The organism is Corallococcus exercitus (genome assembly GCF_042231735.1).
In the GTDB taxonomy this organism is placed as follows: domain Bacteria; phylum Myxococcota; class Myxococcia; order Myxococcales; family Myxococcaceae; genus Corallococcus; species Corallococcus exercitus_B.
This window is the reverse complement of the sequence record NZ_CP102577.1, coordinates 7,497,503-7,518,721: the sequence shown is the minus strand read 5'-3', so window position 1 is coordinate 7,518,721 and position 21,219 is coordinate 7,497,503. Positions and strand designations below refer to the sequence as shown.

General features: G+C 71.7%; 21 protein-coding genes. 12 read left to right on the top strand and 9 right to left on the bottom strand.

The window, feature by feature from the left end; translation table 11 throughout:
- Positions 1-49 precede the first annotated feature (49 nt).
- Genes NR792_RS30235 through NR792_RS30225 form a run of 3 tightly spaced genes read right to left on the bottom strand, consistent with a single transcriptional unit; the run spans position 50 to position 2,676 of the window.
- A complete protein-coding gene (locus tag NR792_RS30235) occupies positions 50-1,159 on the bottom strand; it encodes an efflux RND transporter periplasmic adaptor subunit (RefSeq protein WP_375756170.1) in 1,110 nt (369 codons plus the stop codon).
- Positions 1,156-1,917 carry a TetR/AcrR family transcriptional regulator gene (locus NR792_RS30230; RefSeq protein WP_375756169.1) on the bottom strand — a complete coding sequence of 254 codons (762 nt, stop codon included), beginning with the start codon at positions 1,915-1,917 and terminating at the stop codon, positions 1,156-1,158. The genes NR792_RS30235 and NR792_RS30230 overlap by 4 nt, the downstream gene beginning before the upstream one ends.
- Before the next feature lie 57 nt (positions 1,918-1,974).
- Positions 1,975-2,676 (bottom strand): DUF2293 domain-containing protein, encoded by a 702-nt coding sequence (locus tag NR792_RS30225; protein WP_375756168.1) that lies wholly within the window; start codon positions 2,674-2,676, stop codon positions 1,975-1,977.
- A 130-nt stretch (positions 2,677-2,806) separates the two neighbouring features.
- Between NR792_RS30225 and rnz the strand changes: the two genes are divergently transcribed.
- A complete protein-coding gene (rnz, locus tag NR792_RS30220) occupies positions 2,807-3,730 on the top strand; it encodes a ribonuclease Z (protein ID WP_375756167.1) in 924 nt (307 codons plus the stop codon).
- A 45-nt stretch (positions 3,731-3,775) separates the two neighbouring features.
- On the opposite strand, the gene NR792_RS30215 is transcribed toward rnz, so the two are convergent.
- Entirely contained in the window at positions 3,776-4,297 is a 522-nt protein-coding gene (locus NR792_RS30215) for a hypothetical protein (RefSeq protein WP_375756166.1), read from the bottom strand.
- Between the two features lie 216 nt (positions 4,298-4,513).
- On the opposite strand from NR792_RS30215, the gene NR792_RS30210 reads away from it, so the two are divergent.
- Together NR792_RS30210 and NR792_RS30205 are read left to right on the top strand one after the other, a co-directional pair.
- Entirely contained in the window at positions 4,514-5,287 is a 774-nt protein-coding gene (locus tag NR792_RS30210; protein WP_375756165.1) for a rhomboid family intramembrane serine protease, read from the top strand.
- A gap of 113 nt (positions 5,288-5,400) precedes the next feature.
- The gene (locus NR792_RS30205) at positions 5,401-6,804 is read left to right on the top strand and encodes an NAD(P)/FAD-dependent oxidoreductase (RefSeq protein ID WP_375756164.1); all 1,404 of its coding nucleotides are present in this window, start codon (positions 5,401-5,403) and stop codon (positions 6,802-6,804) included.
- 12 nt (positions 6,805-6,816) lie between these two features.
- Here NR792_RS30205 and NR792_RS30200 read toward each other — a convergent pair whose 3' ends face one another.
- Complete coding sequence (locus NR792_RS30200; protein WP_375756163.1) at positions 6,817-7,473, bottom strand: HAD family hydrolase; 657 nt, start codon at positions 7,471-7,473, stop codon at positions 6,817-6,819.
- A gap of 89 nt (positions 7,474-7,562) precedes the next feature.
- On the opposite strand from NR792_RS30200, the gene NR792_RS30195 reads away from it, so the two are divergent.
- The 3 genes from NR792_RS30195 (at position 7,563) to NR792_RS30185 (ending at position 11,094) form a co-directional block, all read left to right on the top strand.
- Entirely contained in the window at positions 7,563-8,486 is a 924-nt protein-coding gene (locus NR792_RS30195) for a helix-turn-helix domain-containing protein (protein ID WP_375756162.1), read from the top strand.
- Between the two features lie 33 nt (positions 8,487-8,519).
- Entirely contained in the window at positions 8,520-9,266 is a 747-nt protein-coding gene (locus tag NR792_RS30190) for a hypothetical protein (protein ID WP_375756161.1), read from the top strand.
- Positions 9,267-9,390: 124 nt separating this feature from the next.
- Positions 9,391-11,094: an amidohydrolase gene (locus NR792_RS30185; RefSeq protein ID WP_375761718.1), complete on the top strand. Its 1,704-nt coding sequence runs from the start codon at positions 9,391-9,393 to the stop codon at positions 11,092-11,094.
- Here the strand turns inward: NR792_RS30185 and NR792_RS30180 are convergent, their stop codons facing one another.
- A complete protein-coding gene (locus NR792_RS30180) occupies positions 11,095-13,116 on the bottom strand; it encodes a hypothetical protein (RefSeq protein ID WP_375756160.1) in 2,022 nt (673 codons plus the stop codon). It lies immediately after the preceding gene.
- A gap of 124 nt (positions 13,117-13,240) precedes the next feature.
- Here NR792_RS30180 and NR792_RS30175 point away from each other — a divergent pair, with 124 nt between their 5' ends.
- The 3 genes from NR792_RS30175 to NR792_RS30165 all read left to right on the top strand — a co-directional run bounded on the left by NR792_RS30175 (position 13,241) and on the right by NR792_RS30165 (position 16,006).
- Positions 13,241-13,942, top strand: coding sequence for a TIGR02269 family lipoprotein (locus tag NR792_RS30175; protein WP_375756159.1), 702 nt, complete (start codon positions 13,241-13,243; stop codon positions 13,940-13,942).
- Between the two features lie 3 nt (positions 13,943-13,945).
- The gene (locus NR792_RS30170) at positions 13,946-14,662 is read left to right on the top strand and encodes a double-CXXCG motif protein (protein ID WP_375756158.1); all 717 of its coding nucleotides are present in this window, start codon (positions 13,946-13,948) and stop codon (positions 14,660-14,662) included.
- Between the two features lie 96 nt (positions 14,663-14,758).
- Positions 14,759-16,006 (top strand): DUF6068 family protein, encoded by a 1,248-nt coding sequence (locus NR792_RS30165; protein ID WP_375756157.1) that lies wholly within the window; start codon positions 14,759-14,761, stop codon positions 16,004-16,006.
- A gap of 2 nt (positions 16,007-16,008) precedes the next feature.
- Here NR792_RS30165 and NR792_RS30160 read toward each other — a convergent pair whose 3' ends face one another.
- Positions 16,009-17,835 carry a patatin-like phospholipase family protein gene (locus NR792_RS30160; protein WP_375756156.1) on the bottom strand — a complete coding sequence of 609 codons (1,827 nt, stop codon included), beginning with the start codon at positions 17,833-17,835 and terminating at the stop codon, positions 16,009-16,011.
- Positions 17,836-18,005: 170 nt separating this feature from the next.
- Between NR792_RS30160 and NR792_RS30155 the strand changes: the two genes are divergently transcribed.
- Positions 18,006-18,896 (top strand): bestrophin family protein, encoded by an 891-nt coding sequence (locus tag NR792_RS30155; RefSeq protein WP_375756155.1) that lies wholly within the window; start codon positions 18,006-18,008, stop codon positions 18,894-18,896.
- A gap of 10 nt (positions 18,897-18,906) precedes the next feature.
- On the opposite strand, the gene NR792_RS30150 is transcribed toward NR792_RS30155, so the two are convergent.
- Both NR792_RS30150 and NR792_RS30145 read right to left on the bottom strand, forming a co-directional pair.
- On the bottom strand, positions 18,907-19,350 hold the full coding sequence (locus NR792_RS30150) for an organic hydroperoxide resistance protein (RefSeq protein ID WP_375756154.1): 444 nt from the start codon (positions 19,348-19,350) through the stop codon (positions 18,907-18,909).
- A 44-nt stretch (positions 19,351-19,394) separates the two neighbouring features.
- Positions 19,395-19,838, bottom strand: a complete 444-nt coding sequence (locus NR792_RS30145) for a MarR family winged helix-turn-helix transcriptional regulator (RefSeq protein ID WP_375756153.1) — start codon at positions 19,836-19,838, stop codon at positions 19,395-19,397.
- Between the two features lie 152 nt (positions 19,839-19,990).
- Here NR792_RS30145 and NR792_RS30140 point away from each other — a divergent pair, with 152 nt between their 5' ends.
- Complete coding sequence (locus NR792_RS30140; RefSeq protein WP_375756152.1) at positions 19,991-20,773, top strand: HipA family kinase; 783 nt, start codon at positions 19,991-19,993, stop codon at positions 20,771-20,773.
- The gene (locus NR792_RS30135; RefSeq protein ID WP_375756151.1) at positions 20,751-21,149 is read left to right on the top strand and encodes a DUF3037 domain-containing protein; all 399 of its coding nucleotides are present in this window, start codon (positions 20,751-20,753) and stop codon (positions 21,147-21,149) included. Before NR792_RS30140 ends, NR792_RS30135 begins: the two co-directional genes overlap by 23 nt.
- Positions 21,150-21,219 lie beyond the last annotated feature (70 nt).

Here is a 21,219-nt window from a genome sequence, read left to right as displayed (position 1 = left end):
CGCGGCGACCGCCCGGGGGCGGCCACTGCCAAGAGGGGCGGCCTTGCGGCTACTTCACGGAGACGCGGGTGCCGGGGGACAGGGAGGGCGTGGGGAAGTCCACCACCTGCTGGAGGACGGCCGCGGCGCGCACCACCACCTCGCGGTCGCGGCGCTCCAGCACCTGCACGTCCACGCGCTGGAGGGCGCCGTCGCTGACGACGAGGACGTGGTCCCCGTTGGAGGAGGACAGCGCCGTCGTGGGCAGGAGCTGCGCGTCCTGCGTCTCGCCCAGCTTCAGCATCGCGCGCGCCAGGGTGTGGGCCACGAAGCGGCCGTCCGCGTTGGGCACGGCGATCTCCACCGGGATGCGGCGGGTGGTGGGGTCCGCGGAGGGAAGGATGGTGCGCACCACGGCCTCGTCCGTGGACGCGCCGTGGCCCAGCGCCGCCACGCGCACCTTCACGCCCGGCTTGAGCAGCGCGCGCGCGCCTTCCGCCACGGTGGTGCGGAAGATGAGCGTGTCCAGCTGCTCCAGCGTGAAGAGGGGCGAGCCCGGCCCCACCGTGGCGCCCGTCTGGTCCGGGGACTCAATCAGGGTGCCCGCGAAGGGCGCCTTCAGGTCGTGCCGGCGGCGCGCCGCGCGGGCCTGGGCGAGCTGCGCCCTGGCGGCCATCACCTGGGCCTGCGCCTGCGCGGCGGCGGCGACGGCGCTCTTGTGCTGCTGGGCGCTGACGCCTCCGCCCGCGTTGAGCTGCTCGGTGCGCTCGGCGGCGTCCTTCGCCATGGAGGCGGCGGCCTCCGCGGCGGCGACGGCGGCCTCCGCGCCGGCCACCTGCGCGTCCACGATTTCGGAGTTGAGCTGGGCGAGCGTGTCGCCCTTCTTCACCGCCTGCCCCTTCTGGACGCGCACCGCCTCCAGCCGGCCGCCCACCTCGAAGCCGACCTGGAGGCCCTGGGCGGGGTACAGCGTGCCCGTGACCTCCTCGGACTGGGAGGCCTGCACGCCGCGCGCGGAGACGACCTTCACGGCCGGCGCGGGCTTGTCCTGGCCAGGGGCCGCCGCGGCGGCGGGCGGCGCGGACGCGTCCGCCTTGTCGCAGCCGGTGAGCGCGAGCGCGGCGGCCACGCCCATGGCGGCGAGGGCACGGGAGGCGGAGGGCTTCGTGGACGGTTTCACGGGCGTTTCCTTGGCGGACGGTGCGGGTTGGCCGCGCGGGCGTGGCGCCGGCGCGTGGAAGGCGGGGAAGAGGGCCGCGCGTAGGCGGCGGCAACCGGGGGCACGGGCTCGCGGGGCAGCGAGCCTTCGTGCATGAGGCGCTGGAGGCCCACGGCCCAGGCGGCCAGGTCCGGCTTCTGCGTCAGCCGGCCCATGCGCCGGGCCAGCAGCAGGTACGTGCCCACGACGAACGAGCCGAAGAGGCTGGGGTCCACGTCCGGGGTGTCCGGCTGCTGGCCGCGCAGGTGGTGGAACTCCCCCGCGATGCGCTCCACCTCGCGGTCCACCACGTCCCACATGACGGACTCGAAGGCGGTGCCCTGGCTGCCCACGATGAGCGCCGTGACGAGCTCACGCTGGTCCCACATGAGCTCCAGCATCTCCACGTCGAGCGCGGCCTCCAGGCGCAGGAAGGCGCGGTAGCGCTCCGAGCGCGCGGCGACGTCGCCGGGGCCCGGCATGCCGGACTCCTCGCGGAAGCGCTCCATGCGCGCCATGCGCTCCGTGGCCAGCCGCTCCAGCTCCTCCAGGAAGCCCTTCACCAGCGCCCCGAAGAGGGCCTCCTTCGAGGGGAAGTGCAGGTAGAAGGCGCCCTTGGACAGGCCGCTGGCGGCGGTGATGTCACTGATGCGCGCGCCCTTCACGCCCCTCTTCGCGAACTCCGCCCGCGCGGACGCGATGAGCGCGCTGCGGGCTTTGGGGTCGGCGTGACGGGGCATGGCGGGCCATTCCTAACCCGCCGGTCAGAAATAAAACAGTCGTTGCTGAACGCCGGGTCAGGAATCCGAGGGGCGTGTCGGCGGGGGGCGCAGGAGGGCGGAGCAGAGCGGACACGCGGGGGGTGCGTGGGGGGCGTCCCGGCGGTGCAGGTCCAGGATGGCGCGGGAGACTTCCGCCAGCTCGCGGCGCACCTCGCGGCGGGCGCCCTTCACGCGCTCGATGCGCATGTGGTCGTAGCCGGTGGTCTGGTGGCGCATCCAGGCGATGACGGCGGCCTCCGCGCGCCGTTCAATGGGGATGCGCTCCGTGCGGGCCACGGTGCCGCTGCCCACGGGGGTGGCGTGGCCCGCGACGAGCACGGCCAGGCGCTTGGCGTGGGGGAGCCACGCGGGGCTGAAGGCGAGGAAGCGCAGGACGGCGTTGGCGAAGTCGACCTCGTACTCGGCCTGCTCCTTGGCGCGGCGCTCGCGGCCCTGGGCCAGCTTCTTCGCGTAGGCGGGGGTGGCGCGCTCGTCCTCCAGGGCCGCCCTGGCGTGGACGATGTGGGCCTCCGGCGCCCATACGCCCCGGGAGAAGAGCTTGCGGCCCACCTTCTCCACCACGGTCCAGGAGGGGCCGGCGGCCTTCACGCGGCGGGTGAGGCCGGCGTCGCCGGGGGGAAGCAGGGCCCAGCCATCAGGCACGGAGAGGAGGCGGCCGTCCTGGGCACGCACGCGGCGGGGGTCGGCCGTGGGGCCGACCGTCAGGGAATCAGGCATGGGGTGGGGTCCGAAAGGGCCGGCTGCATAGCACGCCCCCTCGCACCCTGGTAAATGCCCCGGGAACGCGCGCGCGCAGGAAGGACTCCGCGCGTGCGAGGAGGCCACTCTCGTCGTGGGAAGCGCCGGCATGTCCCTACTGAGGCTCACCTTCCTCGGCACCTCCGCCGCGCAGCCCACCCTGCATCGCGGCCTGTCCGGCCTGGCGGTGAAGGCGGACGCGGACCTGCTCCTGTTCGACTGTGGCGAGGGCAGCCAGCGGCAGATGGTGCGCTTCGGCACGGGCTTCACCGTGGACGTGGCGTTCTTCACGCACTTCCACGCGGACCACTACCTGGGGATCATCGGCTTTTTGCGCACGCTGGGGATGATGGGCCGCACCGCGCCCATGCACCTGTACGGGCCGCCCCCGGCGCGGCGGCTGCTGCACCAGGCCGTGCACCTGGGGCTGGAGTCAACGGCCTTCCCGGTGGAGATCCACGAGCTGAAGGACGGGGACGTGGTGCGCCGCAACGGCTACTCCGTGCAGGCGGTGGGCGTGGACCACCGCATCCACGCGCTGGGCTACGTGCTGGCGGAGGACGGGCGCCCGGGGCGCTTCCACCTGGAGAAGGCGCGGGAGCTGGGCGTGCCGGAGGGCCCGTCCTTCGGGAAGCTGCAGAAGGGCGAGTCCATCACGCTGCCGGACGGGCGCGTGGTGAAGCCGGAGGACGTGCTGGGCGAGTCGCGGGCCGGGCGGCGGCTGGTGATTTCCGGCGACACGCGGCCGTGCTCCGCGCTGGTGCAGGCGGCGAAGGACGCGGACCTGCTGGTGCACGAGTCCACCTTCTCCGACGACGAGCAGGCGCGCGCGCTGGAGACGCGGCACTCCACCGCGCGGGAGGCGGGCCAGGTGGCGAAGGAGGCGGGCGCGAAGCGGCTCATCCTCACCCACCTGTCCAGCCGCCACGACACCGACCCCGGGCGGCTGCTCACGCAGGCGCGCGAGGCGTTCAAGGGGCCGGTGGAGGTGGCCCACGACGGCCTCACCGTGGAGCTGCCGCTGCGCGACTGAAGCTCCCTTCGCGCGGGCGGCAGCCCCTCTTCACGGCGGGCGGGGCTACTCGACCTTCTTCGCCTCGGCCTGGAGGGCGGAGGCGGCGTCGGGGTCCACCTTCTGGAGCAGCTCCCACTCCAGCTCGGAGTCGCGCCGCATCTGGGAGGCGCCGGCGCCGTTCACGGCCTCCCGCTGATCATTGGCGCGCCCGTCGGTGCTGTCGGCGGCGCGGGACTCGGAGCGGTCCTGGCGGCGGATCTCCACGGAGCACTGGCCGGGGCCGCGCTCGGTGCCGCGCACGTAGTAGCGCGCGTACGCGGTGCCCAGGGAGGACGGGGCGCTGGTCATGAGCCACTCCGTCGTCGCCTCGAAGCCCTGCTGGCCCTTCATCAGCGAGTAGCCCTTCTGCTGGAGGAGGGCGATGGCCGCCGGCCACACCTCCGCGATGGGCTTGCGGTAGACGTGCCCCATGGCCTTGTCCTCCAGGTACGCCTGTTGCCGGCGCGCGGCACAGCCGCTGAAGGCGAGGGCGAGGACGGACACCACGAGCAGCGCCGAGGCGCGGGACGATTTCGAGGGGTTCATTGCTCCGGACTCCATGTAAGGGAAGACGGTTGCGGAACATCGCGCGGTGTGGGCCCGGAAGCCAAGTCCGGGCCGGTGCGAGACGGGGTTACCTCCAGCAGGCAACCTTCATTTGGTAGGAGCCCCGCCGAATCCCGGTGATGCGTCCGGCGCCGCACATCCGCCCCGACGAAGCCGTCCGCGGCGCGGGGGGCGGGGCCATGCTGGCGGGCGGACATGATTCCCATCAGCGACGACAACCCGACCCTGCGCACCCCGGTGATGACGTACCTCCTGCTCGCGGCCCTGGGGCTCACCTGGGTGTTCTTCCAGGGCGCGGGCTTCAACGTGGTGGCGCTGGCCACCAGCATCTGCGAGCTGGGGCTGGTGCCCGGGGAGCTCTCCGGCCGCGCGCCGCTGGGGCAGGCGGTGCCGCTGGGCGACGGGATGGCGTGCGTCGTGGACAACGAGGCCATCAACCGCCTCACGCCGCTCACGTCCATGTTCCTGCACGGCAGCTGGGGGCACCTGCTGGGCAACGTGCTGTTCTTCTGGGTCTTCGGCAACAACATCGAGGACAGCATGGGGCGCTTGCGCTTCCTCGTGTTCTACCTCCTGTGCGGGCTGGTGGCGGCGGCGGCGCACGTGGCGGTGGACCCCACGTCGCCGGTGCCCACGGTGGGCGCGTCGGGCGCCATCGCGGGCGTGCTGGGCGCGTACCTGGTGCTCTACCCGCGCGTGCGGGTGAACATGCTGTTCATCATCTTCATCATCATCCGCGTCTTCCCCATCCCCGCGTGGGCCGTGCTGGTGTGGTGGTTCGTGCTCCAGGTCATCACCGGCCTGCCGCAGCTGATGACGCTGCGGCCGGAGGTGTCCGGCGGCGTCGCCGTGTGGGCGCACATCGGCGGGTTCGTGGCGGGCATGGTGCTCATCAAGCTCTTCGAGAACCCGCGCTACACGTCCCAGCGCACGACGTGGCGGCACCGGATGCACCCGAACCACCCATAAGCCCCGGGCCTCCCGGCAGGCGGGAGGACGGGGGCCCGCTGGCCGGAGGTGCGGACGCGAAGGAGCGCCCCGACATTGGGGGGTGGTGTTCTTCGCGTCATGAGGAGGCGGGCATGGGGGCGCATGAGAAGTCGGAAGGGCTCTGCGTGGAGGTGCCGCCGCGCAAGCGGGTGCTCATCCTGGGGGGCGGCTTCGCGGGCATGTACGCGGCGCTGCACCTGGAGCGGCGGTTGGGGAAGCGGGACGACGTGGAGGTGACGCTCGTCAGCCGCGACAACTTCTTCCTCTTCACGCCCATGCTCCATGAGGTGGCGGCGAGCGACCTGAACGCCACCGCCATCGTCATCTCGCTGCGCAAGCTGCTGCCGCACCTGACGTTCGTGGAGGGCGACGTCAGCGCGCTGGACCTGGAGGCGAAGAAGGTCACGGTGGCCCACGGCGGGCTGGATGGCCACAGCCACACGGTGTCGTTCGACTACGTGGTGCTGGCCATGGGCTCGGAGACGAACTTCTTCGGCAAGCCGGGCCCGCGTGACTACACGCTGACCATGAAGACGCTGGGCGACGCGATGCTCCTGCGCAACTGCCTCATCGACCGGCTGGAGGAGGCGGACGCGGACTGCGTGACGGCGGGCAAGCGCGACGCCATCGTCACCTTCGTGGTGGTGGGCGGAGGCTTCGCGGGCGTGGAGACGGCGGGCGCCATCAACGACTTCATCCACGGCGCCCTGCCCTTCTACCCGAACATCCAGCACGCCAACGTGCGCGTGATGCTGGTGCACGGCGGCAGGGAGGTGCTGCCGGAATTGGGCGAGGAGCTGGGCGCGTACGCGCGCAAGAAGCTCATCGAGCACGGCGTGGAGGTGCGCACCGGCATCCACGTGAAGGACGTGACGGAAGCCGGCGTGGAGCTGCCGGACGGCACGGTGGTGCCCACCAAGACAGTGGTGTGGACCGCGGGCGTCACGCCGCCGTCCCTGCTGTCGACGCTGCCGTGCGAGAAGGAGCGCGGCCGGCTCAAGGTGAACGCGCGCATGGAGGTGCCCGGCTTCCCGGGCGTATGGGCGCTGGGCGACTGCGCGTCGGTGCCGGACCTCACCAACGGCGGCAAGCCCTGTCCGCCCACCGCGCAGCACGCGATGCGCCAGGGGCTGGTGGCGGCGCGCAACGTGTGCGCGGCGCTGAAGGGCCAGCCGGGCAAGGCGTTCCGCTACAAGATGCTGGGACAGCTGGCGGCGATTGGCCAGCGCGCGGGCGTGGCACGCATCCTGGGGCTGAAGTTCTCCGGCACCTTCGCGTGGGTGCTCTGGCGCACCATCTACCTGTTCAAGCTGCCGAAGCTGGAGACGAAGGTGCGCGTGGCCATGGGCTGGACGCTGGACCTGTTCTTCCGCAAGGACGTGGTGCAGCTCATCGGCCCGCGCGAGTTGGATCAACTCACGCTGCCGGCCCTGCCGCTCAACAGCCGGCAGCAGGTGCGGCAGGTGCAGGCGCTCCAGCCGCGCACGCAGCACTGAGCGCCGTTCGTTTCAGACGAGCGGCGGCAGGTGGTGCAGCAGCCGCTCCAGGTCGGGCTGGAGCTCGTCCGGCGCGGCGGTGGCCAGCTCGTCCTGCGCGTGCGTGCCCCACGTCACGGCGTAGGTCTTGAGCCCCGCGGCCTGGCCGGCGCGCAGGTCCAGCGTGGTGTCCCCCACCATCCACAGGCCGCCGGTGCCCAGCGCCTTCAGGGCGTGGTGGATGACGTCCGGCGCGGGCTTGTGCGGGAAGCCGTCCGTGCCCTGCACGTGGTGCAGCAGGCCGCCCAGGCCCATCGCGTCCACGAAGCGCCGCGCCATGTCGCCGCGCTTGGTGGTGGCGACGGCGAGCAGGTAGCCCCGCTCGCGCAGGGTGCGCAGCACGCGCTCCACGCCGGGGAAGGGCCGGGAGCGCCGGTGGAAGTTCAGCGGGTAGTGCTCGCGGTAGGCGACGCAGAGCGTGGCGGCGTGCTCGGGCGCGAAGCGCGTGTACATGTCCTCCAGCGGCTGGCCGATGAGCGCCCGCACCTCCGCGACGGAGGGCACGGGCAGGCCATGGTGCGTGAAGCCGTGGAGGAAGCTGTCGATGATGTCCGGCAGCGAGTCCACCAGCGTGCCGTCCAGGTCGAAACAGATGCCGCGAGGGGTAACGGTGCTCACCCGCCGTTCCATACGCCCTCCGGGGCCGCGTGTCCCTATGCTCGCGCCCGCCATGCGCTCCCTCCCCTGGACGGGGGCGCCGCTTCACAGGGGGTGCAGGGATGCGACGCACGAAGCAGGACGGGCCGGGCCCTTCGCCAGAGGGGCGCGGAGAAGGGTCCGGGGGCGGCTTCTGGGTGGCTCCGGAGGTGCCCGGCCTGGAGCTGCACCGGGCGGCCTACACCCGGTGGACCTTTCCGAAGCACTCGCATGACGTCTTCTCCCTGGTCGCCTACGACGCGGGCGCGCAGTCGATGCACCTGCAGGGGCAGCGCGTGGTGGCCTCGGTGGGCAGCCTCCTCGCCGTGTCGACGGGGGAGATGCACGAGGGCCGCGCCGCCGACTCCAGCATCGGGTGGGCCTACCGCATCCTCTACGTCCCGCCCGCGCTGCTCATCCGCGCGGCGGAGGAGACGGGAGCGCCTGCGGGCACCCTGCCCGGCTTCGCGTCGCCCATGCTCCAGGACGCGGCGCTGCTGGAGCGCTTCACCGTCACCTTCGACGCGCTGAAGGACGGCGCCGTCTCCCGGCTGGAGCGCGAGGAGCGGCTGCTGGGCTTGCTGGTGGCGCTGCTGCGCCGGCACTCGGGGCTGCCGTACCGGCGGCGGGCGGCCGCGTGCGCGCGAGGCGTGAAGCGGGCGCGGGAGCTGCTGGAGGCCCATCCCACGCGCAACCTGTCGCTGGAGGCGCTCGCGCGCGTGGCGGGGCTCAGCCCGTGGCACCTGGTGCGCGCGTTCCACCGTCAGTTCGGCCAGACGCCGCAGGTGTTCCAGCGGGCCCTGCGGCTGCGGCTGGCGCAGGAGCTGCTGGCGGGGCCGCTGCCCATGGCGGAGGTGGCGCTCGCGGCGGGCTTCACGGACCAGAGCCACCTCATCAAGCACTTCGGCCGCACGATTGGCGTGACGCCCGGAGAGTACCGGGCCGCGGCGTACGCGGGGCGTGGACCGCGCAAGCACGTACAATCCCAGACGCCCGCGCGCCCGTAGGTTGGAGCCCTCTTGAGACAGGAGGGTCCACACATGCAGCGAAGCATCATCGCGGTGGCGGTGCTCACGGGATGGCTCATGGGCTGCGCGCCGGAGCCCATCGCGGACGAAGCGGAGCCAGCGCCCGCCGCCTCCGAGGAAGCGCTGGACGCGCGGACACCGGGCGCGGTGGTGCTTCCTCCGGGAGCGCGCGTCTACGGCCGCCCCATCACCGCGTGGGCGAAGGAGTGGTACCGCTGGCACTTCCGCGTGCCGGCGGACCGCAGCCCCATGCTCCAGCTGGAGCAGGACTGCGACGAGGACCAGGACGGCCCCGTCTACTTCGTCCCCACCTACGACCTGGGCACCACGTACCAGCGCACCTGCCGCGTCCCCCGGAACCGGCCCGTGCTGGTGCCGCTGTGGGTCATCATCAATGACTATCCGTGCCCCGACCCGTCCTTCGAACCGGCGCCGGGCCAGACGCTGGAGGACTTCCTGCGCCAGGGCGCCCTCGACTTCAACAATGGCACGCAGGACCTGGTGGTCACCGTGGACGGCCGGCGCGTGGACACCCGCCACCACCGCCACACCAGCGGCCTGTTCACCTTCGACGCGGACCCCAGCCTCGTGGGGAAGATTCCCGACCCGTGCCTCGTGGGGGGCGAGCAGCGCGGCGTAACGGACGGCTGGTGGCTGATGCTCCAGCTGGCCCCGGGCGAGCACGTGGTGAACGTGCGGGCCCTGGCGCCCTTCGGCGCGCCCGTGGATTACACATACACGCTGCGCGTGGCGCGGTAGCCGCCGGGCTGGCTCGGCGGACAGGCGCACAAGACTGGCCGTCGCGCGGGGCGTGCGTCAGAGTGCCGCGCGCGATGTCCCGGGACGGCTTCCCGGGCGAACAGTCATGACAGGTGCGCGGATGATGCGAGGACGTCTCGGTTGGATGCTGGGGGCGCTGGTCCTGTGGGTGGGCGCTTCGGGCTGTTCACGGCGCGTGCCGGAGGGAACGCCCGCGGAGCAGGCGGTCGAGGACGCGCCCACGGTGTACGTGGCCAAACGCATCCGCACGCTGGATGCCGCGAAGCCGGAGGCCCAGGCACTCGCCGTGCGCGACGGCAAGGTGCTGGCCGTGGGCACGCGCGAGGAGGTGCTCGCCGCCGCGGGCACCACCGCGCGCGTGGTGGAGCTGGGCGACGCGACGGTGGTGCCCGGCCTCACGGATTCGCACGGGCACCTGGCGGGGCTGGGCCAGGCGCTCGCGGGCGTGCGGCTGGAGGGGACGACTTCGATTACGGAGATCCGCCAGCGGCTGGAGAAGGCCCCGTCCACCGCGTACCAGGGCGACTGGCTGGTGGGTCAGGGCTGGGACCAGAACGACTGGGACACGCCGCGCTTCCCCAACCTCTTCGACATGGGCGAGCACCTGAAGGACACGCCCGTGGCGCTGTGGCGCATCGACGGGCACGCGCTGTGGCTCAACGGCGCGGCGCTCAAGCGCGCGAACATCACCCGCGACACGAAGGACCCGGAGGGCGGCAGCATCGTGCGCCTGCCGGAGGGTGACCCCAGCGGCGTGCTCATCGACAACGCCATGGACCTGGCGCTGAAGGTGCTGCCCCCGCCCACCCCTGAGCAGCACGAGGCGCGCATGCGCGCCGCGCTGGAGCACTGCGCGCGCGTGGGCCTCACCGGCGTGCACGACGCGGGCATGGACCTGCGCACCTTCCGGCTGTTCCAGGCGTGGGACAAGGCGGGCACCCTGCCCCTGCGCGTCTACGCCATGGCGGATGGCCAGACGGACGACCGCGTGCAGTACCTCAAGGACGGCCCCTTCCAGGGGAAGCTCCTGACGATGCGCGCGGTGAAGCTCACCCTGGACGGCGCGCTGGGCAGCCGGGGCGCGGCGCTGGGCGCGGCCTACAGCGACGAGCCCGGCCACCGCGGCCTGCTGCTCCTGTCCCCGGAGGAGTACGCCGCGCGCGTGCACGCCTTCGTGGGCCGCGGCTTCCAGGTGGCGACGCATGCGATTGGCGACCGCGCCAACACGCTGCTCCTGGACACGCTGCTGCGCGAGCTGGCGGCCACCGGGAAGAAGGACGCGCGCCACCGCGTGGAGCACGCGCAGATCATGACGGCCGAGGACATCACCCGGCTGGGCGCGAACGGCTTCGTGGCGAGCGTGCAGCCCACGCACGCCACCAGCGACATGCCCTGGGCGGAGAAGCGCGTGGGCCCGGAGCGCATCCAGGGCGCCTATGCGTGGCAGAAGCTGAAGGGCGCGGGCGCGGTGCTGGCGCTGGGCAGCGACTTCCCGGTGGAGCGGCCGGACGTGCTCGCGGGGCTGTACGCGGCGCGCACGCGGCAGGACGCCAGCGGCCAGCCGCCGGGCGGGTGGCAGCCGGACCAGCGTCTGAGCGGCGAGGAGGCGCTGGAGGGCTTCACGGTGGGCGCGGCCTACGCGTCCTTCGCGGAAGGACAGCGCGGCCGGCTGAAGCCGGGCCAGGACGCGGACTTCGTGGCGCTGTCCGTGGATCCGGTGGACGCGCCCCCGGCGGACCTGCTCACCGGGCAGGTCCGGCTGACGGTGGTCGCGGGCCGCGAGGTGTTCCGCGCGGACGCGAAGTAGCTACAGGTCCGCTTCGTAGGAGAGCGACTCGATGCGCTGGTTCGCTTCCGTCTGCAGACGGGTGCGCTCCTCTTCGAGTCGCTCCAGCTCCCGGCCGATGCTCTCCAGCCGGTCCTCCTGCGCGTTGAGCTTGGTGACGAAGCGCTCCACCAGCTCGCGCTGGGACGCGCCGCTCTTGAGCGAGTCGATGTTGGAGCGGATCCGCTCCTGGTCCCGGAAGAGCTGGGTGCGCTCCTCGTCCAGCCGCTGCACGTCGCGGGTGACCTGCGACAGCTTCTCGCGCATGGCCACCACGTCGCGCAGGGCCTGGGCCACGCGCGGGTCGATGAAGCGCGAGTCGAGGAAGAACGTCACCTCCTCCAGCCCCACGTTGCCCAGGTAGTACTGGCGCTGTCCCCTGGTGCGCTCGGTGACGACGAGCGTGTCGGAGGTGCCCGGGGCCAGCTCGCGCTTGAAGCGCCAGAAGCCGTCCGTGGTCTCCGCGGGGGCGGCCGTGTCCTTCAGCTCCCAGCCGGTGCGCGGGTGCTCCACGTAGAGCACCTGGGGGCGCTTCGCCTTGTTGCGCGCGAGGACCCTGGTGCGGCGCTGGTGGAAGAACTCCACGATGAGCGTGCCCCGGCCGAGCCGCGCGCGGAACACCGGGCCGTCCTCCAGGTCCTCCTCCACGGACACGGTGCAGGACAGCTCCACGGCATAAGGGACGAAGCGCACGTCGTCGGGCTTGAGGGTGTCGAGCATCGCCTCGCCCACGTAGGTCTCGTCCTCGGTGATGGTGACGGGGCCGCCCTCCAGCGTGAGGCCGGTGGTGTTCTTGAACTCGATGCAGGCCATCGGGTTCTTCTCGCGCGTGGAGCGGTTGTAGAGCAGCACGCGGCGGCCCTCGAAGGGGCGGTGCAGGATGGGCACGAGCGCGCTCTGGTTGCGGTGCACGGTGACGGGGCGATCCACGCCGTACTCGAAGAGGTCGCCCACCTCCTTCGTCAGCGTCGTCACGGAGGTGCTCTGCTCCAGCATCGCGCGCATGTCGCGTCCGCCGCCGCCAATCATCGGGCCGCCCTTGGCCCGCCGGGGGGCCGGAGGGGGCGCGGCCATGACGGGCATGATGCTGGCCGCGGGGGCGGCGCCCTGGCTGCCGAAGGCCTCTTCCTCCGCGTCCATGTCCATGGAGGGCTCGAAGGCGCTCTCGTGGGCCTCCTGGGGGATGACGGGCGCGACGCCAGTCTCCGAGCGCACCTCCACGATGGGGCGGCGCAGGTAGCGGGGGTTGTAGAGGTCGTGGACGAAGGACACGGGCAGGCCGGCGATGAGGGACAGCTCCACGTCCACCCAGTCCTCGTCGCCGGTGTTGTCCACCAGGGCCCAGCCCTGGAGGAGGGGCGGTTTCCCCTCGTCCAGGAGGATGCGGTAGCTGGTCTTCCACACGGGGGACTCCAGCACGTAGCTGACGAACAGCTCGCGCGAGCCCTCTCCGGCGGTGAGGATGGACAGCCGCTTGGAGTCCTTCTTGTACGAGGACATGACGGTGGCCAGGTAGAACTCCAGGTCCTTGCGCACGGCCTCGTCGAGGAACTCCAGCTCGCCCAATTCCAGCACGTCGAAGGTGCGCAGCGACGCGCCGACGAGCAGCGTGAGGAAGGGGCGCACGACGCTGGCTTCGCCCTGCACGACGGGCAGGGACTCGAGGCCGACGATGGCGCCCTCGACTTGAGCGCCGCCGACGCGGGCGCGCACGCGGGCACCCTTCACCTGGCCGAGCAGCGCGGTGAGGCTGCCGTGTTCGGGGATGCGGATGGTGGCTTCGGAGAGGAGCTGCTCCAGGGGCTTGGTGGAGTCGTAGCTCACGGCGGACACGGAGCCGCCGTTCAGGTCCAGCACGGTCATGGACTTGAGGACGTCGTTCATGTCGCGCGCCTTGAAGTCCAGGTGCGCGGTCTCGCTGCCGGTCACCTTTCCCCGGCGCTCGAAGTAGCCGACGCCGTGCTTGTAGAGAACGACACGGCGGATGGACAGGGGCGAGGGCATGCGCGGGGCTCCGGGTGCGGTGTGGACGTGGGAGTGGTCTAGCAGCGCCGGGGGATGGGGTTCCACTCCGGGTGGGGGTTGCGAATCCTGGCATGCTTGGCGGGCCGCTCTTCCCGGGAGATGCATGCGCGGACTGTGTTGGCTGTGGGTGGGGCTGCTCTGGAGCTGTGCGTCGACTCCCTCCGCGCCGGCGTTCTCGCCGGAGGTCTTCTGGGCGGAGGCGGAGACAGGGCATGAGTGCGAGGACGGGGACGAGGACCAGTGCCTCGCGCCCCTGTGCGTGGATGGGGCCTGTGCGCTGTTCCGGTGCGAGGACCTGGAGCCGGGCCGCGTGGTGCGCACCCGGGCTGCGCTCGCGCCGCCGGTGTTCGTGGCTCCGGGCAGCGGGCCGCAGCGGACGTGGGGCAGTGCTCAGGGCCTGCCGGGCGATGCGACGCCCGTCATGGTGTTCCGCTGGTACCCGCGCGAGAAGCTGCCCAGCGAGGTGAAGCGCCAGAAGGCCCTGGAGGAGTGGGCGAAGCGGCCCAAGGAGCGGCACCACATCTTCCCGCAGGCGTTCAAGAAGCACTTCGTCAACAAGGGCATCGACATCCACCAGTACGTGATCGCCATCGATGCGGAGCTGCACAAGCGCATCCACCGGGGAGTCGCTGGCGGCCCCTGGAACCAGGACTGGCAAACCTTCAATGAGGGCCAGGGGCGAACAGGAACCCGGGAGATGCATTTCGACTACGCAGCCCTGATGATCCAGAAGTACGGTCTCTTTGGCTTGACCATGACCTATTGGCAGCAGGTAGAGCTCGCGCCCATTCCGGTGGAGGACTGACGGGTGCGCTACTTCGAAGTATCCACACCGCGGGATCTGGACAACGTCCATTGGAGCGGGTCCTACCGGGCCACGCGCAAGTGGTGCCTGCCAGGAATGGATTGTCCTCGCTGCACGCCTTGGGGCGGCATGTTGGCCTATGCGTCGGTGGACCTGTCCAACCTGCCAGAGAACGACTCGCTGACGAGTGGCTGGCCTCAAGCCCGAGAGGAGTACGCACGACGCGCGGCCCTAGTGCGTCCCTTCGTGCCCCAGGAGCTCCCCCTCGAACCGGGCTGTAGCTTCGGTCCCCTCGTGGGCACGGCGATGGGCAAATTCGGCCCCATCACCGCGATGCCTTCGTGGGAAGTGCTCGTGCGAGAGGACACGCTCGCAGCGCTTCGAGACGCAGGACTGAAAGGCATCATCCCGGTCCGGGCGGAGCTGCGGAACCGCCGCACGAAGGAGCTTCCGCAGTACGAACTGGAAGCGCGCCCCCTGGCGAAACTGCATCCCGCATGCATCCAGGACAGGGACCGGGTGCCCACCTGCGAGTACTGCGGGCGCCACGGCTTCTCGCTCCCACCGGAGCGCTGGCTGCACGGTGAATCGCTCCCCCCGGACCTGGACCTCTTCGGCGTGGAAGGCACCACCCGCATCGTCGTCTCCGAACGCTTCGTCGACACCGTGAACCGGCTGGGCCCCAGTGACGTGGTCTACCGGGAGATCACCGTCGGATAGCCGTTCGCCCCTCTTGTCGACCAGCACACGTTGAGCCCGCACAAGGCCCCACCGTCCGCGCGGATCCGCGCGAGGCTCCGTGTATCTAGCGGTCGCATGCGACGCCCCCTCTTCCGCGCTCCCTTCCTGCTGTGCTCCGCGCTCCTGCTGAGCACCGGCTGCGAGAGCATGAAGCCCCGTGCCGTCTCCCCCGCCGACGGCACCACCGCCACCACCGAACAGCCTGACGCCTCCGTCCCCACCCAGGCCTCCGTGCCGGATGCCGGGGCCCCCACTCCCGAAGAAGCCTCCGCCACGCCTTCTCCGTGGCAGCGCGCCCGCGTGGGCGACCGCGTGGAGTACGCCTTCTCCGCCCACCGGGCCCGCCCGGGCTCGGAGGCCGGCGTGGGCGTGGCCGGCCATGTCGCGCTGGAGGTCGTCGCCGTCCAGGCGCCCTGGGCATGGCTCACCGTCACCTTCACGGATGACCAGGGCAGGCCCCTGGCCCACCCGCGCCTCTCCCAGCCCCGCGTGCTGCCCATGCGCCTGGAGGAGACCCAGCCGTGGAAGGAGGAACACCGCGGCCAGCGCTCCACCGAGCAGACCACCGCCGCCGGCCGTGCCTGGGACGCGCGCCGCTTCCTGGACGACCGCCGCCCCAGCGACGGCCCCCTCCAGAACCGCCTCTACGCCGCCGAGCCCGGACCGCTGTACCTCACCCACGGCCTGCTCGACGCCAGCACCACGCTCTCCGGCTTCGGCGCCAGCGGCAGCCAGCAGCTGACGCTCGTGTCCTTCCGCCAGGGCACCGACGGCGCGGGCACCGTGCCCGTGCTCGATTACGCGTGGGGCCCGGGCACCTGGTACGACGTGCGGCAGGACCTCTCCGGCACGTCCTCCGTGCGCCGCGTCTGCCTGGGCGCCGAGCGCGGCTTCGTCCTGCGCAAGGAGTCCACCGGCCCCAGCGGCGACGCGCCGTGCTCGGACTTCCACGACGCGGATGCCATGCCCCTGGAAGAGGCCTTGCTCCACGCGGTCAGCGAGGCCGTCGGCCAGCCGCAGCAGTGGCCCCCCGTCACCGCCGGCACCGCGCCGTCGCGCCGCGAGACCTTCACCGTCGCCCAGCACCCCGTCCCCGCCGTCGTCGTTGAATCGCCCGCGGGCGAGGGCGCCGAGCGCCGCGTGCAGGTCACCTACTATGCCGCGGAGCCGTGGGGCGCCGCGCTCCAGGGGCTCGCGGACGAGGCCCGCTTCACCCCGCTCTCCGACGCCGTCTTCCGCGCCCCGCCGAAGGGCAAGCGCGTGGCCGAGGACAGCACCGCGCTCGCCGGCTGGGGCAGGTGGGTCATCGACGGCGGGAAGTAGCGTCAGTCACACGTGCGCCGCGCCGGCTTGTCCGCGCGGCACTGCGCCACGGACGGGAGCGACTCGCGCGCCTCGTCCGCCACCTCCACCAGCGGGCGCGCGCACTCCCGCGCCGCCAGCGTGCCCTGGATGCCGAACAGGGACAGCACCTCCGTGCAGCGCTTCTGCAGGGACTCCACGCCCGCCACGAAGAGCGGCTGCATCACCTCCGGGTTGAACGAGTAGCCGCCCGCCGTCGCCAGCCCCGTCTCCGGCTTGAACATCCACGCGCTGCGCCAGCTGGTCGCCACCTGGTCGAAGCGCGCCGAGCCCATCCACACCGCCTGCCCCGCCCCCAGCGTGGGCGGCTGGAAGCCCGGGCCCTTGCGGCGGCAGAACTCCTCGGTCGCGCCGCGCAGCGTGCAGACGTTGTACTCGCCCAGCCGCCGCGTCACCGCGAGCAGCTCCGCCTGCTGCACCTCGCCCACGCGCGGCTGCGCCACGAACAAGTCAATGGTGCGCATCAGCACGCTCATCGCGTTGTTTGGATCCGCCGACGGCGACGGGTTCATCCCCCCCGTCGAAATCACCAGCACGCGCTCCGCCCCGCGCTGCACCGCCTGCAGCAGCGGCAGCCCCGAGCGCACCCCGCCGTCGTAGTACGTCCCCGTGCGGTCGCCCCCCGCGGACGGCAGCACGCCCACCGGGTTGGACAGCACCGGCTCCGCGATGGACGCCACGATGGCGTTCGTCATCCCGCCCTTGCGCAGCTTGTCCGTCGCGCCCGCCTTGAAGTCCGCCGGGTCCTGGTCGCTCACGCTGAACACGTCGCCCGTCTGGAAGTCCACCGACACCGACACCAGCTCCGTGCCGTTGTGCAACATCGCCGGCTGGATGAACTGGTCCAGCTTCGAGTAGATGCCGTCGAAGCGCACCAGCCCCCGCGTCTCCTCCGCCAGGTTCCACAGCCACGTGGAGTTCACGCAGTACAGGTCCGACTCCACCGTGCACGTGTAGTTGCCCAGCAGCTGCTTGCGCGCGTTCGCCTCCTGGCCCGGCGTGTGGAACAGGTCCACCAGGGTGCTGATGAGCGCGCCCGTGCTCGTGCCCGCCGCCAGGTCGATTCTCGCGTCCCCGCACCCCTCCGGCGCGGGCTTGCCCCGGCACTGCTCCAGGATGCCCAGCAGCCGCCAGATGGCCCCCGCGCTGAACGCGCCGTTGGCCCCGCCGCCGCTCAGCACCACCGCGTTGCTGGGCCGCTGCAGGTCCCGGCGCCACGAGCGCGCCCGCACGTACGCGGCCGCGGACGCCGCGCCCCGCTGGATGCCCTGCGCGAGCACCTCGCGCGTCAGCGGCACCTCCAGCGACTGCTGCAGCGCCGCCAGCGACGGGCCAATGCCCAGGGCGTTGGCGAGGAAGCGCTCCGCGTCCACCTCCTCCGCGGGCGGCGCGGCCACGGAGAAGGACTGCACCGGCGGCGGCACGCCCCACGCCGACGCCTTCACCGTCCGGTCCACGTAGCCCGTGCGCTCGGCGTTCTCATAGCAGGACGCCGTGTCGTTGCCCGCGTGCTGGACGAGGCACGCCGTCATGTCCAGCACGGCCTCCGGAGCCGCGCCCAGCGCCTCCATCCACGCGCCCGCGCGCGCCGGGTCCACGTAGGAGTCCGTCAGCTGCGCGCGCGTCAGCCCCGCCACGCGCTCCACCGCCGGCACCCGGGCCGGCAGGTCCTTGGGCGGCGACGCGTCCGGGGTGTTGAGCGTGTCCAGGAGCACGTCCGTACGCATGAAGCTGCAACCGCCCGCGGTGGCGGCGAGGAACATCAGCAGGGGCGTGAGGTGACGGCGCATGGGACGCCTCCATGAGGAGAATGAGCGGACCGTCCTCCTCCATAGCCGATGCCCCCGACGCCCGGCCATCACCCCAAACGTCAGGCATCCGCAATCTCGCAAAGCACTGCTCGCGACGCGTCGCGGTGCGGTTAGCATGCGCGCCCCCCGACCCGGAGGATGGACCCCACATGGTTGAGTATGACCCGCATCGCTGGTGGAGCTACTTCCACTACCTGCGCGGTTCGATGGTGAAGGAGATCGTCGGTCGCGTGCTGATGTGCGTCGTCTGGTCCGCGGCCGTGGTGGGCTTCTCACTGCACGTGCGCAACGTGGGCGTGCCCCCGACGGTGCACACGCTGGCGGGCATCTCGCTGAGCCTCCTGCTCGTGTTCCGCACCAACGCCTCCTATGACCGCTTCTGGGAGGGCCGCAAGCTGTGGGGAGGCATCGTCAACGAGACGCGCAACCTGGCCCGCGCCTCGGAGGTCTTCCTCGTCCAGACGCCGCTGTACGCCCCGCTGGTGCGCTGGACGGCCGCGTTCCCCTTCGCCGCCGCCGCGTGGCTGCGCGGCCAGCAGCGGCACGTGGGGCCCCACTCCGACGCCCTGCCCCAGGGAGAGGTGGCCCAGGTCCTCAAGGCCCAGCACGTGCCGCTCGCCGTGGCGCGCCGCATGACCGCCGTGCTGGACGAGGGCCGCAGGAAGGGGCTGTATCCGGAGTACGTCCAGATGCAGCTGGACCAGAACGTCCAGCTGCTCATCGACTACCTGGGGGGTTGTGAGCGCATCCACCGCACGCCCATGCCCTTCGCGTACATGGTGCACCTGCGCCGCGCGCTCATCCTCTACTGCTTCACCCTGCCCTTCGCGCTGGTGGACACCTTCGGCTGGGTGACAGTGGCCGCGACCTTCGTCGTGGCATACGTCTTCTTCGGCATCGAGGAGATTGGCGTCGAGATTGAAGACCCCTTCGGCACGGACGACAACGACCTGCCGCTCGACACCATCTGCCAGAACATCCAGAACAACCTGCTGGCGCTGCTGCCGGGCCCTCCCGCGAGGGAGAGCCCGGGGCCGTGACGGTGAAGGACTACTCCGCGACGGAGAGCTTCACCTCGATGTTGCCGCGCGTGGCGTTGGAGTACGGGCACACCTGGTGGGCCGCCTCCATCAGCTGCCGCGCCTCCTCGCGGGGGACGCCGGGGAGGATGCCCGTGAGCTCCACCGCCAGGCCGAAGCCGCCGTCCGGCGTCTTGCCGATGGTGACGTTGGCCTTCACGCCGGCCTTCTCATCCAGCTTCTTGCCGGCCTTGCCCGCGACCAGGCGCAGCGCGCTCTCGAAGCAGGAGGAGTAGCCCGCGGCGAAGAGCTGCTCGGGGTTGGTGGCCGTCTCCTTGCCGGAGCCGCCCAGCTGCTTCGGCATGGCCAGCTCCAGGCCGTTCAGCGGGCTGTTCTCCAGGAGCAGCTTGCCGTTGCGGCCGCCGTGGGTGACGGCGGTGGTGGTGTAGAGCGGCGAGATCTGGACCGGGGCCATGGTGTTGCTCCTTCGTGACGTCGTGGTTGGAAACCGCGTGTGGCTCAAGCACTGCGTGAGGAAACCTTCTCGAACAGCCGCTGGATGTCCCGGCGCAGCCGGGAGAGCTCCTCCAGCGTCAGACCCGTGCGACAGACGATGGCCTCCGGGATGGCCGCGGCCTTGCGGCGCAGCCCCTTGCCCTGCGCGGTGAGAGACACCGTCACCGACCGCGCGTCCTCGGTGGAGCGCTCGCGACGCACGAACCCCTGCGTCTCCAGCCGCTTGAGCAGCGGCGTGAGCGTCCCCGAGTCCAGGTACAGCTTCTCCCCCAGCTCCTTCACCGTGACGCCATCCGTCTCCCACAGCACCAGCATCACCAGGTACTGCGGATAGGTGAGCCCCAGCTTCGCCAAGAGCGGCGTGTAGGCCTGCACCATCGCGCGCGACGCCGCGTAGAGCGGGAAGCACAGCTGCAGGTCCAACCGGAGGAGGTCATCCGTCGACATGGAGAATATGTAGTGTCCAATTGAATTGCGCGCAACTGAATTGACGGCACGCCCGGGGGAAGCTCCGTCAGGTGCAGGGTGTTTCCCCCGTCGGGCAGGGCCGTGGTACAGCCGCCACCCCCGGAGTGCCCGGGAACTGTCGAGGACGAGGGATGCTCAGGACGGTCACCGCCACGCGCTACGTGACGCCCTTGCGCGAGGGGGGCTCGCTGCCCGCCATCGTGGAGGCGAACGACGCGGGGCTCTATGTCGTGAAGTTCCGTGGGGCGGGTCAGGGGGCCAAGGCGCTCATCGCGGAGCTGTTGGCGGGGGAGCTGGCGCGCGTGCTGGGCCTGCGGGTGCCGGAGCTGGTGTTCGTGGAGCTGGACGTGTCGCTGGGGCGCAACGAGCCGGACAGTGAAATCCGCGAGCTGCTCAAGTCGAGCGCGGGGTTGAACCTGGCGCTGGACTACCTGCCGCGCTCGGTGACGTTCGACCCGCTGGCGGTGCCGGTGCCGGAGACGCAGGTGGCGTCCGCCATCGTGGCGTTCGACGCGTTCGTGACGAACGTGGACCGCACGCCGAAGAACCCCAACCTCCTGGTGTGGCACCGCAACCTCTGGCTCATCGACCACGGGGCGGCGATGTACTTCCACCACTCCTGGGACGGCTGGGAGGAGCGCAGCCAGACGCGCTTCGCGCCCATCAAGGACCACGTGCTGCTGCCGTGGGCGCACGGGCTGGCGGAGGCCGGGGACCTGCTGCGCGAGCGCGTCACCCGGGAGGTGGTGGAGCGCATCGTGGGGGCCATTCCGGAGGCGTGGCTGGGCCAGGAGCCCGCGTTCGCGTCCACGGCGGAGCACCGCGCGGCGTACGTGACGTGGCTGCTGCGCAGGCTGGAAGCGGCGCCGGGGTTCATCGAGGAGGCGACGCGTGCCCACGCCCAGCTCGTTTGACTACGCCATCATCCGGCTGGTGCCCCGCGTGGAGCGCGAGGAGTTCATCAACGTGGGCGTCGTCCTCTTCTGCGTGCAGCACCGCTACCTGGGTGCGCGCGTGGAGCTGGACGTGGCGCGGCTGAAGGCGCTGTCGCCGGACGCGGACGTGGAGCTGCTCAGCGGCCACCTGGAGAGCTTCCGCCGCGTGTGCGTGGGCGGCAAGGACGCAGGGCCCATTGGCCGGCTGCCGCAGAAGGAGCGCTGGCACTGGCTGGTGGCCCCCCGGAGCACGATGCTCCAGACGGGCCCCGTGCACGCGGGCCTGTGTGACGACCCGGACAAGGCGCTGGAGCACCTGCTGGACACGATGGTGCGGGTGAAGCCCGCTCCGTGAGCAGGCGTGCGGGCGGGCGCCTCGTCCGCCTGCCGGCACATCGCGGATGGCGGCGGCGCATCCCATCGTG